The 14,753-nt window shown below is 56.8% G+C and carries 11 protein-coding genes; all 11 read left to right on the top strand.

The genetic code is table 11. From position 1 onward, the window contains the following. The first annotated feature begins 2 nt into the window (after positions 1-2). The 11 genes from FHS92_RS02930 to FHS92_RS02880 all read left to right on the top strand — a co-directional run bounded on the left by FHS92_RS02930 (position 3) and on the right by FHS92_RS02880 (position 14,554). Positions 3-1,634 carry an AMP-binding protein gene (locus tag FHS92_RS02930; RefSeq protein ID WP_184077359.1) on the top strand — a complete coding sequence of 544 codons (1,632 nt, stop codon included), beginning with the start codon at positions 3-5 and terminating at the stop codon, positions 1,632-1,634. Further along, positions 1,634-2,521 (top strand): SDR family NAD(P)-dependent oxidoreductase, encoded by an 888-nt coding sequence (locus FHS92_RS02925; RefSeq protein WP_281377742.1) that lies wholly within the window; start codon positions 1,634-1,636, stop codon positions 2,519-2,521. Before FHS92_RS02930 ends, FHS92_RS02925 begins: the two co-directional genes overlap by 1 nt. 130 nt (positions 2,522-2,651) lie before the next feature. Further along, the gene (locus FHS92_RS02920) at positions 2,652-3,392 is read left to right on the top strand and encodes a 4'-phosphopantetheinyl transferase family protein (protein ID WP_184077355.1); all 741 of its coding nucleotides are present in this window, start codon (positions 2,652-2,654) and stop codon (positions 3,390-3,392) included. A 68-nt stretch (positions 3,393-3,460) separates the two neighbouring features. Next, positions 3,461-4,312, top strand: coding sequence for an SAM-dependent methyltransferase (locus tag FHS92_RS02915; RefSeq protein WP_184077353.1), 852 nt, complete (start codon positions 3,461-3,463; stop codon positions 4,310-4,312). A gap of 266 nt (positions 4,313-4,578) precedes the next feature. Then, the gene (locus FHS92_RS02910) at positions 4,579-4,827 is read left to right on the top strand and encodes a phosphopantetheine-binding protein (RefSeq protein ID WP_184077351.1); all 249 of its coding nucleotides are present in this window, start codon (positions 4,579-4,581) and stop codon (positions 4,825-4,827) included. 7 nt (positions 4,828-4,834) lie between these two features. Then, a complete protein-coding gene (locus tag FHS92_RS02905) occupies positions 4,835-5,632 on the top strand; it encodes an acyl-ACP desaturase (protein WP_184077349.1) in 798 nt (265 codons plus the stop codon). Position 5,633: 1 nt separating this feature from the next. After that, positions 5,634-9,479 carry a beta-ketoacyl synthase N-terminal-like domain-containing protein gene (locus tag FHS92_RS02900; RefSeq protein ID WP_184077347.1) on the top strand — a complete coding sequence of 1,282 codons (3,846 nt, stop codon included), beginning with the start codon at positions 5,634-5,636 and terminating at the stop codon, positions 9,477-9,479. A gap of 124 nt (positions 9,480-9,603) precedes the next feature. Then, positions 9,604-11,448, top strand: a complete 1,845-nt coding sequence (locus FHS92_RS02895) for an acyl-CoA dehydrogenase family protein (protein ID WP_184077345.1) — start codon at positions 9,604-9,606, stop codon at positions 11,446-11,448. Between the two features lie 126 nt (positions 11,449-11,574). Further along, the gene (locus FHS92_RS02890) at positions 11,575-12,492 is read left to right on the top strand and encodes an HlyD family secretion protein (RefSeq protein WP_184077343.1); all 918 of its coding nucleotides are present in this window, start codon (positions 11,575-11,577) and stop codon (positions 12,490-12,492) included. Further along, on the top strand, positions 12,489-13,421 hold the full coding sequence (locus FHS92_RS02885; RefSeq protein ID WP_184077341.1) for an ATP-binding cassette domain-containing protein: 933 nt from the start codon (positions 12,489-12,491) through the stop codon (positions 13,419-13,421). Before FHS92_RS02890 ends, FHS92_RS02885 begins: the two co-directional genes overlap by 4 nt. Next, positions 13,418-14,554, top strand: coding sequence for an ABC transporter permease (locus tag FHS92_RS02880; protein ID WP_184077339.1), 1,137 nt, complete (start codon positions 13,418-13,420; stop codon positions 14,552-14,554). The genes FHS92_RS02885 and FHS92_RS02880 overlap by 4 nt, the downstream gene beginning before the upstream one ends. The last annotated feature ends 199 nt before the right edge of the window (positions 14,555-14,753 follow it).

The following is a 14,753-nucleotide window of genomic DNA, read 5'->3' as shown; positions in this document are numbered from 1 at the left end:
AAATGTCGATGGTGGACATACTCGCCGCGAATGCGCGCGCTGCGCCCCACGAGGACGCTTACGTGTTCCGATCGCACGACAATGCGGAGCAGAGGCTGAGTTGGGGGGAGTTGTGGGCACGAGCGCAGCATCTGGCGCGCGGCATCGCTGCTGTTGTCCCTCCAGGCGAACGGATCATGCTGATATTCGATCCGGGGTTGGCTTTCATAGAAGTTTTTTTCGCAGCCCAGATCGCTGGGGCAGTGCCGGTCCCGATGAGCGGGAGGTTTGGCACGAGAAGTGGCGAACGGATTCAAGCTGCAATCGCGAGCGGTATCGTGACCAACGTCGTCTCGGATATCGCCTGCCAGGAATTTGTTTGTCAGACCCTTGCCGACTATCAAGCAGTCCGCATCTTCAAATATGATGATCTTACCGAGAGCGGCCAACCGGACCGGCATTTGCCGGTGACAGCACAGGATGCGTTTGTTCAGTTCTCTTCCGGTTCGACCGGCAGGCCGCACGGCATCTTCATCGAACATCGAAACCTGACGCGCAATCTCGGGCTCATGGCCCAGCTTTGTAAGGCGCAGCCCGGCCACGCAAGCGTGTCATGGTTGCCCGCGCACCACGATTTTGGATTGATCGGCGGCATTCTATTTCCTGCCTTCATTCGGGGTGCCGGCATTTTAATGGCGCCTTCATCGTTTGTACGGCGACCCCGCACTTGGCTGGAACTGATTACGCGATACCGGGCAGCGTTCACCGGCGCGCCGAACTTCGGATACGACTTGGTCGCAAAGCGGGTTTCAAACGTCGAAGGGCTCGACTTGCGTTCTCTCCGAATCGCTATCAATGGCGCCGAGCGGGTCCAGGCCGATACGCTGCGGCGCTTTGAGGACAGGTTCGCGCAGGCAGGATTACGGACTGAAGCATTGCGCCCCTGCTATGGTTTGGCCGAGGCGACGTTACTGGTTTCGGGCGCGACCGATGGAAGGTGGAAAAGCCGCCGGTTTGATCGGGAGCAACTGAAGCGGAACCGACTTGTGGCGGCGAGTGATTGCGACCGCGAAGTCGTCGAACTGGTGAGCAACGGCTGTCCCATTGTCGATCAACTCAAGATCATGTCTGATGATCGTATCGTTGAACCGGGGCAAATTGGTGAGATATTGGTTGCTGACCTTAGCGTGTCGAGAAGCGCCGACGCGCGCGTGCTCCGGTCAGGGAGCCAACCAGAGAGTTGGGCCTGCACAGGGGATCTCGGCGCACTTGTGGACGGCGAACTCTACGTCGTAGGTCGTCTGAAAGACCTGGTCATTCGGGACGGAGTGAACATCCATCTCGAGGAGATCGATAACGTAATCGACGAACTGGTGCTTCCCGGACGTCTACAGGCAATCTGCTCGTTCAGGCTATCAGGCACGGAAGACATAGGGGTGCTGGTCGAGGATTCGCGCACGGCGCCATTGCGCCCAACAATCGGCGACGAAATTCGAGCCGCGATAATGCGCCACTTCGGCATCAAGCTTTTGGAGGTGACCATCGTGCCAGCCGGCGGCATACCCAGAACCACGAGCGGTAAGAAGCAACGGTTCGCTTGCCCGGCCATCTTTGGCTCCGGTGAGGGCGCAGGCCAAAATCTTGGCACAAGGTGATGGGTAGAACTCCAGCCTTCGCCGGTTCCTGGGTCGTCGTTACCGGTGCATCGTCCGGGCTTGGCCGAGCAATGGCCGAGCGCCTGGCCGAATTCCATGGCGCGAACCTTGTCCTTGTCGGTCGGCGAAGAGACCTGCTGGACAGTCTTGCCGCGAAGGTACGTGGTCATGGCAGGGAAGCGCGCGTCATGGCGCTCGACTTGTCGGCCGCAGCGGACACGGCAAGCTTGATAGCGGAAGTGGACGGTATGGCAGACATTGCAGCTGTCGTGCTCTGCGCCGGCATAACCTACTTCGGCGACGCTATGGCGATGTCACCTGCGGAGATTGAGCGAGTGAATTCCCTCAACGTCAGTTCGACCGCGACCCTTTTGTTGGGGTTTGCGAGAATATTTGGTGAGCAGCGCGTACCCGGCCGTATCCTCGTAGTATCGAGTATGTCGGCTCTAATTCCGTTACCGTTTCAAGCTGCCTACAGCGCGTCGAAATCTTATATTCGTTCGCTCGTCATTGCCCTTCGCGCGGAATGGACCCGGTCGGATATCTCCATGACGATTGCATATCCACTCGGCATGGACACTGAAATGACGCGTGGCTCCGGTCTGCAGAAGCTGGTGGAAGGCAAGAAATTCGGATCGATCCCGGTAACGAGATGCGCCGATCGAGCAATCGACGACCTCATTCGACGAAGGCCCGTCTCGCTCGTCGGATTGACCTCCAGGATATTGTACGTGCTCGCGATGATGGTACCGGACACTTGGCTGACGCAGATCGCGGGCCGCGTCTATAAAAATGCTTGGGTCAAGCAGGGGGCAGTATCCCTGTCCTCGAACGACGGGTCCCTGGATGACTCCGGCGTATGCCGCCACGAAGGCCCAAAGTTTTGAGCGGGCGCGTTGAACATGATTTGGCCGCAGGTCCTTTCAGGTCTCGTGTGCTTGCGCATATCTGGGCTTTCTGGTCCAGATGACGCAGGATGTCCCTCATCTATGGTTTTGGCCGTCAACGGATTCGGAAATGCTTTCGGTCGCGGTCCGCGCCGCCGCGTTTCTATCCGCCGCGGAGCGTCAGCGCGCCACGCGTTTTATGAGGCAGTCGGACTCCTGGCGCTTTCAAGCTTCGCGGATATTCTTGCGCACGGTTCTGGCTCATTACACTCAAACCTGTCCTTCCCAACTGAACCTCACAATAGAAGAGGGCGGAAAGCCGGTTCTATGCTCAAGCGCTGTAGACGATCTGTCGTTCAGTCTTTCGCATTGCGGGTCGAGTGTGGCTGTTGCTGTCGGCTGCGGCGTGATGCTCGGTGTCGATATAGAAGGTCCGCCGAGAGTTGGTCTTGTTGAGACCTTGGCGCGCCGATACTTCGCTCCTCGCGAATTTTGCGACATCGCTTCGTTGCAGGGTGAAGATCAAATCAGGCAGTTCCTAGCCTATTGGACGCTGAAGGAGGCCTATGGAAAAGCCATTGGGACGGGTCTCAGCGCCGGTCTGCGCGCTCAGTTCGACCTGAGCGACCCGAAGGGACGAATTTACAAGATCAATCCCCATGGCGCGCCTGATCCTGCCTGGGGCTTCGCGCAGTACGAAGTAGGGCACCAGCTTTGCATGTCAGCAGCCTGGAAGGGCGGCATCACCCTAGCCAAACTTTCGCTTTTTCATGTCAGTGTGAAAATTTCGGGGCAAGCTCGGCGGTGCCTCTCGGCGGGTGATGTGACGTTTGCGACTATTCCTGTCAACGTACCGCGATTTACGGATTGAGGAGCCTGCACCATCACGCCTTCAACACGAATTCAGTTCTGATCCTTCCTTTTTTTTTGGGGTTTATCATGTCGGATATTAATGAGGTCGAGGTTTCTTACGGTATTGACAATCAATTTTACGATATGTTCCTCGATTCACGGAAGATCTATTCCTGCGCCCTGTTTGACGGCACAACCGATCTGGATAGCGCGCAGGGGAAGAAGCTGCATTTCATAGCGGACGCGGCGCACGTCACGGCGGGACAGGCGGTCCTGGACATTGGTTGCGGATGGGGCGGAAACTTGGCTTTTCTCGCAAATGAACGGCAAGCGTCCCGCGCGATAGGAATAACGCTCTCTGAGCAGCAATTTCAGGAAGCTCAGCAGTTCCGCTCGTCGAAGATAGAAGTTCAGCTTACCGACTTTCGTGATTATGTGCCCGATCGCTTATTTGACGCTGTGGTCAGCATAGGCATGTTTGAGCACATTGCCACGCCGACGCAGGCCCGGACTGGTGAAAGTATAGACCTGTACCGCGAGTTTTTCAGCAAGGCTTGGAAGTGGACGAAGCCAGGGGCCTATCTAGGATTGCAGTCCGTAATTCAGACCAGATTGCCGCGAGATCTGAATTTCATTCGTGATATTGGATCGGTGATACATGGGATATTCCCTGGAGCTACAGCGCCACGTTTTGAGGAAGTTTACATCGCGGCATCCCCTTTTTGGGAGATCGTCGAGATGCACACTCGAAGGGAGCATTATGCTCTCACCTGCGCGGCTTGGCATGACCGCTTGGTAAGCAATGAGCAAGCTGTTGTAGAGCGATGGGGTCGGCAGCGGTTCGCCGAATACGAACGTTATTTTCGACGAATTTCTGAAGCATTCAGCGAAGGCTACGGATCGCTGGGGCAATTCTCGCTTAGGCGGATCGATCGCTGAAGACAGTGCGGCGGCAGGGCGTCATCTGCCTATTATGGGCTAATGAGGCGACCAAGGTCAGTTTCTTGACGGTGCAAAGCTATTCACAAGATATTTCTTTGCTGATTTGCTTGCGACCAAGCAGACATGGTTTAGAAAGGATGGGAGAATCGACACTTGATTTATTCGGCCTGAAGTCAAGGTGCGGTACAGTGCCGATTTAACGAGATATGGGAATTTCTGAAGGATGACAGAGGGGGGTATTTGTGCAAGCGGAGACTAATTTAGTGGCTGCTGCCTTGCGTCAGGCAGCACCGGAATGCAGCGATTCAATTGATCGAATGACGCCAGCGACGGAAATTTCTGATTTGGGTCTGAATTCGATCAAACTGTTGGAAGCCGCCGCCTATCTTGAAGAAGCAGCGAAGGCGTCGTTTCCGGATGATCGATTGGCGAAGGTTGTCAAGGTACAGGACTTGATTCAGTTGGTTCGCGAGCATGGCACGATCGACCCTCAGGCTTTTAACGAGAAGTGATCCTCACATGGCCGTCAGCTATCAGCGCAAAGAAGCCATGTACCGCGCTTACATGGAGTTCTTCGAACTCGCGGAAAAGAAGCGACGGTGGAACATTTGGGATGATATCCCGTGGGATGATCTCGATCCTCGTTTAAACAACGAAGGCGACGCCATGCGTCTTGAGACTTATTGCGGCGTCGAATTGTATCTTCCCGATTATATTGCAGAAGGGGTCAATATTTCGCGAGAGATATTTGGTCAGGCATGGTTCGCAGCTAACTGGGCCTACGAAGAATCGAAGCACGCTTTGGTGTTTCGGGAGTATCTCGTCCGGTCCGGTCTACGGACCACTGAAGAATATATGAAGTTTGAAGAAAGTGTTCTTGAGCAGCGTTGGCAATCTCGTACGATCACTTTAAGGCAGACAACAATTTATGGCGCTTTTCAGGAGCTGCTAACCTATCATATATACAGGAAACAATATGATCGTGCAAAGTTAGCCGAAAATACAGTCCTCATGCGAGTAATGGAATTGATTGCTCGCGATGAGGCAGCGCATTGTGGATTTTATCGTAAAATTGTTCAATACGAGCTCGACGATGATCGAGATGGTGCAACTGAGGATATTGTGTCCGTGCTCGGATCATTCAGCATGCCTGGCTCTGACATAATGCCGAACTATCAAGATCGTCTTGCCACGCCGGACGCCGGCCTCACGCGAGAGCAGTTCATGCGACATATCATCTTCCCAACACTCAAGACTTTCGGCGTTACCAGAGGGGATATAGCCCGAATTCAAAGCGCGAAGGCTGAAAGGGCTTAAGATGGTGAACGAGGATTCTCCAGAATCATCAATGCCTGCGGAAAGTCGTGTCGGTCTGATAAGCAGCCCCGTGTCTGCGCTCGCCCGGTCAGACCCACAGGCTATTGCTGATTTCCTGAAGGCCGAGGTTGCGATTATTCTCGATCTCTCGCCAAGCGAAATCAATATCGACGTCCCCTTCTCCGACCTCGGGCTCTCTTCGACGGACGGGCTCGATCTGCTTGGGAAGGTGGAAGACGAAATCGGAAGCGCCATAGATGTTGCCGACTTCTACCAATATCCGACAATTCGCGCATTGAGTCTTGGCCTTGCACGGGGGGAGGATGCATGTGCCCATCACGTCGAGCCGACCCATGAGCGAGATGGCGGCGGCATCGCCATAATCGGCATGGGCTGTCGTTATCCGGGGGCTGAGACGCCCCGACAATTGTGGGGATTATTCGCCGACGGTATCGATGTCATCGGTCATTTCCCGAGAGAGCGTCTCGGTCTATCGGGCGTGTCGTCGCCGCGAAGGCAAGGCGGATATCTCGATGACATAGCCGGATTCGATGCTGCCTATTTCGGTCTCGCGCCGGACGAGGTGCGACACATGGATCCGATGCAGCGCCTCCTGCTCGAGGTCGCGGTCGATGCTTTGGATGATGCCGGCATCGACCCAAGGGCACTCGACGGGCAGCGCTGCGGCGTGGTGATCGGTGTTTCAGGCAGTGAGTTCGCACTCGCCAGCCTTTCAGGCGGATCGGCTTCGGTCCGGTCTCGGCTTACCGGTTCCGCACCCTCGTTTTGTGCAAACCGGTTGTCCTATTTTTTCGATTGGAGTGGCCCGAGCCTGGTCGTCGACACGGCTTGTTCATCGTCTGCCACAGCCGTCCACCAAGCGTGCGATCTGTTGGCGCTCGGGACGGTGGACTTGATCATCGCGGGTGGAGCCAACCTGATACTGTCCGATCAGATCGGTGAAATGCTGGACTCGATGGGCGCCTTATCTACGACCGAACGGTGCATGACCATGGATGCACGCGCAAGCGGTTATGTCCGGGGCGAGGGTATCGGCCTGGTTGTCCTGAAGCGCCTAGCTGATGCCCGGCGAGATCGTGACCGCTCCTATGCGCTGATCGAGGGCTGGGCGATGAATAACGACGGGAGGAGCAATGGCATAACTGCGCCTAACGGACGAGCGCAAAAAGAGGTTGTGTCGCGCGCATGCTCCATGGCCGGCGTCGCCCCATCGCGGATCGACTTCTTCGAATTGCACGGAACCGGTACGGCCTTGGGCGACCCCATCGAGGTGAACGCGCTCTCGGATTTGACCGGTCCGCAAGATGGCGATGATCGTACCGTTCTCATGGGATCGGCAAAGACGAACCTGGGCCACTTGGAAGCGGCCTCGGGTATTCTGGGCATCCACAAGGCGGCCTTGGCCCTCTATCACGAAATCGTACCGTCGACGCTTCATTTCATCAGCCTTAACGAAAAGATTGCCATCGGCGGCACGGCGCTGCGGCCAGCTCTGCAACCTCACGCGCTCAAGCCGGGAAAGCGGTATGGCGGCGTCAGTTCCTTCGGGATTGGCGGTAGCAACGCGCATTTCGTGCTCGGCAACACGTCTCACCAGCACGAAGGGCAAAATCGGCCGGATATGCCGTTGCTATTGTCCGCGGAGACTCCAGACGGCTTGGCGCGTTTCGCTCGCGGGTGCGCAGAGTTGCTCGCGAGCGGTACGTGCCCTGAAGCACTTGCTTTCAGCTTGGCATGTCGACGACGTCATTATACCCGGCGAGCGGTCGTGCCCATGCACCGCGATTTGAACAGCCTCGTCGCGCACCTCTTGACGGTTGCGGATGCGAAGGATGCCCCTGCGAATCTGTTGGACATTGACGGTGGGGCAGTCGTAGGTGCTGCGGTTACGGCCTGGGCGAACGGACAGGATCCGGATTTTTCGATCCTTTTTCCCGCAGGCGGCAATTTCACACCTTATCCGGGCTATCCGTTCGCGCGAAGCGCCTTCTGGCCATCAGAGCGACACGATGACGTTGGTGTCCGCGCGACCGATCCTGATGAAACGAATGGGATCGTTACAAGGTATCGCCACGAGGCGCGGCCGATTGAAACCATAGTTTTCGATCGGGAAGCAATCCGCCCTGGTCTCAGAGGCCAGAGACAGGGCAAGCATTATCTTCTGCTTCACGATTCCAGATCGCATGGTTTTGCGGAAATTGTCCGAGATCGCCTGAATGAAGCGTTTCCAGACGTCATTTTCCGTTGTGCAGACTTGAAGGAAGCCAACTTTCAGCAATTCGTGGAGGAGGGCAAAGGGGATTCCGGCTTGTTGTTCGTGTCGGACGAGCGGATGTCTCCCTCGATAGATCAGAATGTTATCAGCACGTATCAACCCTATCACGACATCGTGGTTCGCGCCGTAATTTCAAATCTGGACGCTCCCTGCAGTCTTTTGATCCTTACCGACCCCAATCAGCTAGAGCCGCAGTCAGCGTCTGCCTCCCCCCTGGCTGCGCTCTTCCGAACGCTACGCGTTGAAATCCCGAGGTTGGCTGGGGCCGTGATTTTCGCGACCTCGGAGGAGGCGGTAGATGCGAATCTAATTATGGATGTTCTCGAAGTCCCGGCAAATCGGAACACCGATGTGGAGCTAGACATCGATGGGGCCTTCAACCTCGTGCCGCGCGTCGATACCAATCGAGAGCGCGTGAAGCGTTTCGACTTAGGTTTCGATTTCGACCATGCGGTCGCCTTGTCCGGCGGCACTGGCGGCCTTGGCCTTGTTTTTGCGCAGTGGGCCCTCGAGGGTGGGGCCGGGGAGGTGTTGCTAATCGCCAGAAACCCGGCTTCGATGCAGGATGAGCCGGAGTTTCACGCGCTTTGCGCACTGGCGAAGCAAAAAAATGCGTCCGTCAAGTTGATCGCCTGCGATGTCGCAGATGCGCATGCCTTACGGGCCGCGATGGATTCCACACCGCACTTGCCTGTGAGTACTATCATCCATCTCGCCGGCATTCCGTGTGGCGGGGCAATACGAACGGTGCAGATCGAAGCCATTGAGGCTGCCGTTCGTGTAAAACGCGACGGAGCCATTGCGCTTGAAAATGCGTTCGGAAGCGATGCTCTCAAATGCTTTATCGCCGTATCTTCTCCGGCGGCACGGTTGGGGCTGTATTCGCAAGGTGGGGTCGGTTATGCCGTCGCGAACGCTGCGCTTGAATCCTACATGGCGAGACGGGACCAAGGCCGCGGGGCGTCGCTCGTCATGGAATGGGGGCCGTGGCGAAGGATAGGGATGGCGGCACGTTCGCGGCATTCTTCGGAGCTAGAGAAGGCCGGAATCGCGTTCATCGATCCCGAGGACGCGCTGGTCGTTTTACGGGACTGCCGCTTCTCCCCCAATCGCGCCAACATAATTGTCGGTGCCGATGGAGCACTCTCCCCGTCGGATGGAGCCATCGGCGTTCAGGCGGATACGACGATGCGCCGGGAACTGGAGCGGCTGACTTTTGCAGAAAGAAGCACGATCTTAACGCTATATCTTCGCGACACTGTCGCAAGATTTCTGGAACGTAGCGCGGAAGAAATTGATCCGTCTGCAGAACTCGCCAGCCTCGGCCTCGACTCAATAAACGCGATCGACTTCAAGATCGAGATTGAGGAACGATTGGCTGTCGAGATTTCGTTTCACGCATTGCTCGATGGATCGACCATCCACTCTGTCGCGAGCATGATAGCGAAACAGATCGAAGGTGACGGTTGTGCACTCGATTGCAGCCCCGTCACGGGCGCGCGCCATATCGACGTGACATCAGTGCTCTCTTCTAAATTGGGATTTGAGTAGCCATCTGATCTCATCAAGGTGGGTACGGTGGCGGCGCCCCACGGGTGGTGATCGGCCTTAGGGGGGGACATTTTATGATCTTGTGTGCTGGGGATGGTGGTGGAAGTATGATGAGTTACCCTGCATGAGGTCACTTGCTGATGCCCGTGCGCGTGAAGTAAGCCGCCTGATGATGCATCCCGATCAGGCAGCCTGGTTCCGTTATTCGCCTTGGCCGTTGTCCGCACATCCGATCGAACGGATGAGTGATGCGCTGGACACGCCGGAGGTTTCTGCTTCCTTGCTTCGCGACGAACGGGAGGGGCGATATCCTGACACAGCGCTGCGCGCCTTGCACACAGCCGGGTTGGGAAAGTTCTTGGTGGACGGATCGGGCGGACCGGCGGGGGCGAGCTATCCGGAGGTCACCGCGCTGATTTGCATGCTTGCGCAACGCTCCGGCAGTCTTGGCATTACGGTCGGCGTGAATGTTCTCGCACTCCTACCGATCTATCTTGCAGCCGATCCAGCGCTATCAGCCGACGTATTCGCAGGCGTCCGGGCGGGCCAATTCCTATCGCTCTTGCTTACTGAGCTTACGTCCGGTTCCGATCTTCTCGGCGGCCAGCTCACAGCCGTGCCGGTTCGTGACGGGAATCAAGAGATCTCGCGTTACTGCCTGACCGGCGCAAAGGACCTCATTAATGGCGGGACGCATCACGACCTACTGGTAACGTTGGCGAGAACGCGGTGTGACAGGCTCAGTGATCGGCGAAGCCCAATGGAAGAAATGGGTGACTTCACCCTATTCGTTGTGCCGCGCGGCGATGCTACGGTCACTGCTGACCGCTGGCGAACTCTGCCGGCGCCTGCCGCTGACATCGCCGGGGTGAGCTTCGTCGATGCAATCGTTGGGGTGGATCGTGTGATTGGCCGCGAAGGGGAGGGCTTTCCCATCATTCGCAGGACCCTGACCTGCTCTCGCGGAGGCATCGCTGCGCTGTCATCGGGAACAATATCACGTGCCCGGCAGCTTGCGAGCGTTTATGCGCGAGAGAAGTTCCTATACGGTCGCCCAATTGCGGCCCTTTTACCAATCGCCGAACATCTACTCGCGCTCGAAGCGCTTGATCGCCTCGTTGCGGCTATCTCGATCCACGCGGTAGCAGCCGTCAACATGCTCGGGCCGGGAGCCGCTGCTGCAACAGCGGCAGCGAAATCAGCGGGTTGCGCTCTGGCGGAGGAAGGGGTTCGTGAAGGCGCTCGTATTCTCGGAGCGCGAGCCTTGCTTGCTGATTTGCCTTATGCGCAGCTTTCCCGCGACATTCTACTCTACAGCGTTTTTGACGGCACGTCCCACGTTGTTGAAGAAGAGCTTGCGACCCATGTGGAACGCGAAGCGCGCCGCCGCGACCAGAAGCGACAACCCGGACATTCGCTTTCATCGCTCCAAAACTTGTATCGCCATCCCTTAAATCCGATGGCGAAGCATATGCGAAGCACTCGGGATAACTGGACGCTAGCATTGCCGGAAACGTTCTTGGAGCTATCCGAACTCGCTGGAGTTCCCTTGGACATCATCGCCGCGTGCGCCGTCAGCCTGCTAGAAGTCGTCACTTCGTTTCAAGCGCAAGGCCTTTGGCGTGCCGGAGCGTTCCGGCATGACATTGCCAAGGCCTACGCCTTGTTGGAATGCTTAGCGGCTGGGGCAATTCTGATTGATCCGGTGCGACGGGGCCTGCTCGGCCTTCCTGCGTCAAAAGAGCCCACCGATCAGGATGAAATGGTTTGGTCGTATGCGGTTGGCATGCTGGGCGCAAGAGTCCTGAACGTCCTGATGGCCGTTGCGACAATAACGGGCTCTGAATTACCGGTCGGTTCGCCGATCCATGCCCTAGGAGGATTTGAAACATGCCTGCGTGCCTGCCTGGATATGCAGACTGAGGCCAAGCGAGCATGGCATACCAAACTAACGTGCAATTCAAATTAGGAACAGGGCGCGGATCGCAAGCTGAGTTGTCGTCTTGTTCATCGCCCCTTCCTCTCTGGAGTCATGATGAGAATTGTGGAAAATCGGAAGCGAACGCCCGTTTTTAGACTCTCGACTGCGGCCCTGATGTTTCTCGTCCTCGCCGGTTGCGAACAGCGTATGCCTGCCAATTCGCATATCGGCTATGTTGAGGTCGAATGGGTTTATGTTGCGGCACCATTGGCGGGCTGGATAGTGTCGAGGCCAGTTGCGGCAGGCAGCAAAGTCTTAAAGGGAGACGTCCTCTTCACGCTCGACGATTCGTCACAACTCGCGGCATCGAATGCGGCTCGGAGCAAGGTTGTACAGGCCGAGGCGCAGGAGCGCGACATCTCGACCGGTGCCAGGGTGCCGGAGATTAGGGCCATCGAAGCGCAGATCGATCAAGCGCGTGCGCAGCTGCGGCTGACCCGTCTTCAGAATGAACGCATTGGGAAACTGGCCAATGACGGCTTTGCCTCGAAACAGCAAAGGGACCAGGCCGAGGCCGCATTTCGGTCGGCCGAGGCGCAAGTGCGCCAGTTCGAGGAACAGATTGTGGTCGCCAGACAAGCTGGTAGGCCGGCTGCGCGTGAGGTCGCTCAAGCAGGGGTCGATGCCGCCCGCGCTGCCAGCAGTTCAGCAACTTACAACCTCGATCAACGGGTTATCCGGGCAGGCGTCGGGGGCGAGGTCAGCATGACTTTCCTCAATCCCGGCGAATATGCAGCTTCGGCTAATCCGGTTCTCGCGCTGTTGCCTGCGAACTCTCTGAAAGTGCATATGTTCGTCACGGAAGCAGAACTGCCCGTCTACAGGGTGGGAACAAGGGTGCTCGTCCGATCCGACAGTATGGAAAAGGCAGTAGAGGGTAGGATTAGCTTCGTGGCACCGAACGCGGAATTCACCCCGCCTGTCATTTACTCCCAGGATGTCCGCGCAAGACTAGTCTTTCTAGTCAAGGTAGACGTACCGGATACGCGTGGACTGCTTCCGGGGCTGCCTGTCGATGTCACAAGGCCGTGAGCGAATTTGCAATCGACGTGCATGGGCTTCGCAAGGAGTTCGGGGGCAAGATCGCGGTCGAGAATGTCGATTTGCAATTGCCCAAGGGGGAAGTCTGGGGCTTTCTCGGTCCGAACGGTTCGGGCAAGACGACCACCATCCGGATGCTGAGTGGTCTGCTGAGCCCGACTGCGGGAACGGGGACTGCGCTAGGTTATGATATCCTGACTGAGTCGGAAGAGATCAAGGCGCGTATGGGATATATGACGCAGAAATTCTCTTTCTGGACCGATCTGACTGTGCGCGAAAATCTCGAATTCGTTGCCCGACTGCACCTGATTGACGATGTGGCATCCGTAGTCAGCGCGACCATCCGGACTCTTGATCTGCAAGATCGGCAGGATCAGCTGGCCGGAACGCTTTCGGGTGGTTGGCAGCAGAGGCTGGCGCTGGCCGCAGTCACCATGCACGGGCCCGACCTGCTCCTGCTCGACGAACCCACGTCGGGGGTTGACCCTCTCGCCCGCCGCGACTTCTGGGACCAGATTCATCGCATGACCGAGGAAAGGAACATGACTGCGCTGGTTTCGACACACTATATGGATGAAGCCGAGCGTTGCGATCAGGTCGTGTATATGTCGCGTGGGCGTCTCGTGGCGAAGGGCACGGTGGCCGAGATGATCGCAAACTCGGGACTTGTCACATTTCGCGCCGATGGTCCCGGCGTGCGCAAACTGATGGCGGCTCTCAAAAGAGCATCTGGTGTTGAACATGTCGCTTATTTCGGGGCCGCGCTTCACGTGAGCGGAACCGATCGATCTCTTATCGAGCGAACGATTGGCGAATTGCGTTCGCAAAATATTGAATGGCGCGAGGTCGTCCCCAATTTGGAAGATGCCTTCATTGCACTGACCCAGAAGGCTGGCGTTGCGGGGGAAAGGTCGGCATGACGATTCCAGGCTGGATCCGGCGGTCAGGCGCGATCTTCTTGAAGGAACTGACCCAGATGCGCCGCGACCGGCTCACCTTTGCCGCCATGCTGGCCATTCCGGTGATCCAGCTTGTCTTTTTCGGATATGCCATTAATTCAGACCCACGGCATCTGCCGACTGCGGTGCATGCAGAGGATAGCTCCCCGATTGTTCGGAGCCTGCTCCACGGATTTCAGAACAGCGGCTATTTCGATTTGTCGCGGACATGCGATGCCCTGCCGGATTGCGATCATCTGCTTTCCAGCGGCGAGGTAACATTCGTGATCCACATCCCGGTCGGCTTTACTGCTGCACTGGTTGCAGGGCGGCGACCGGAATTGCTGATCGAGGCCGATGCCTCGGACCCGGTCGCGGCGTCGAGCGCGCTTGGATATGCCGAATCTATCGTTTCCTCCGCATTGCGCAATGATCTTACAGGCTCCCTAGCGGGGCTGCAGGTGGGCAGGGAACCTTATGGTCTGGTCATCCATCCAAGATACAATCCCGAGAAGAAGACCCAGTATAATATCATTCCGGGCTTGCTGGGCGTGATCCTGACGATGACATTGGTGATGATTACCGCGATTGGTATGACCCGTGAAGTGGAGAGAGGCACCATGGAAAATCTACTCGTCCTGCCAGCCAGGCCGGGCGAGGTCATGATTGGAAAAATTGCGCCCTATCTGGGCATTGGCGCAGTCCAGACCGTTTTGATCCTGATTGCAGCTAATTTTCTGTTTGGGGTACCTTTTTCGGGGAGTGTTGAGATACTCGCTCTAGGACTCATCAACTTCGCGCTTGCCAATCTGGCGCTTGGCTTCAGCTTTTCGACCATTGCCAGAACTCAGCTTCAGGCGATACAGATGACCTTCCTTTTCTTCCTGCCATCCATTCTCCTGTCGGGTTTCATGTTCCCTTTCCGAGGAATGCCGGGGTGGGCGCGGGGGATTGGTGAGCTATTACCACTCACTCATTTTCTCCGCGTCGTTCGCGGTGTAATGCTGAAAGATGCCTCGATCCGCGATCTTCAGACAGATTTTCTGGCGCTGCTGGCTTTCACCATATTTGTGACGGGTATTGCCATGTTCAGATATCGTCGCACGATGGACTGACCCTGCTCACTGGTACGCATTCGGCCAATAAGTAGGTGATACTATGCTATCCACTGCGCGGGAGGTTCATAGTAAGCGTGGTCTGGAGCTTCCAATTACCCACAAATCGTCGCGGACGTGATTCCGTTTGACGCAAGGGGCTTGGCGGCGGGGAATCGGGTGTGATTCATATTCGAGCACTGAATCGCGATGGCGAGGT

The organism is Sphingobium subterraneum (assembly GCF_014199435.1).
Classification (GTDB): domain Bacteria; phylum Pseudomonadota; class Alphaproteobacteria; order Sphingomonadales; family Sphingomonadaceae; genus Sphingobium; species Sphingobium subterraneum.
Note: the sequence above shows the minus strand (reverse complement) of the source record. Positions and strands in the feature narration are given on the sequence as shown.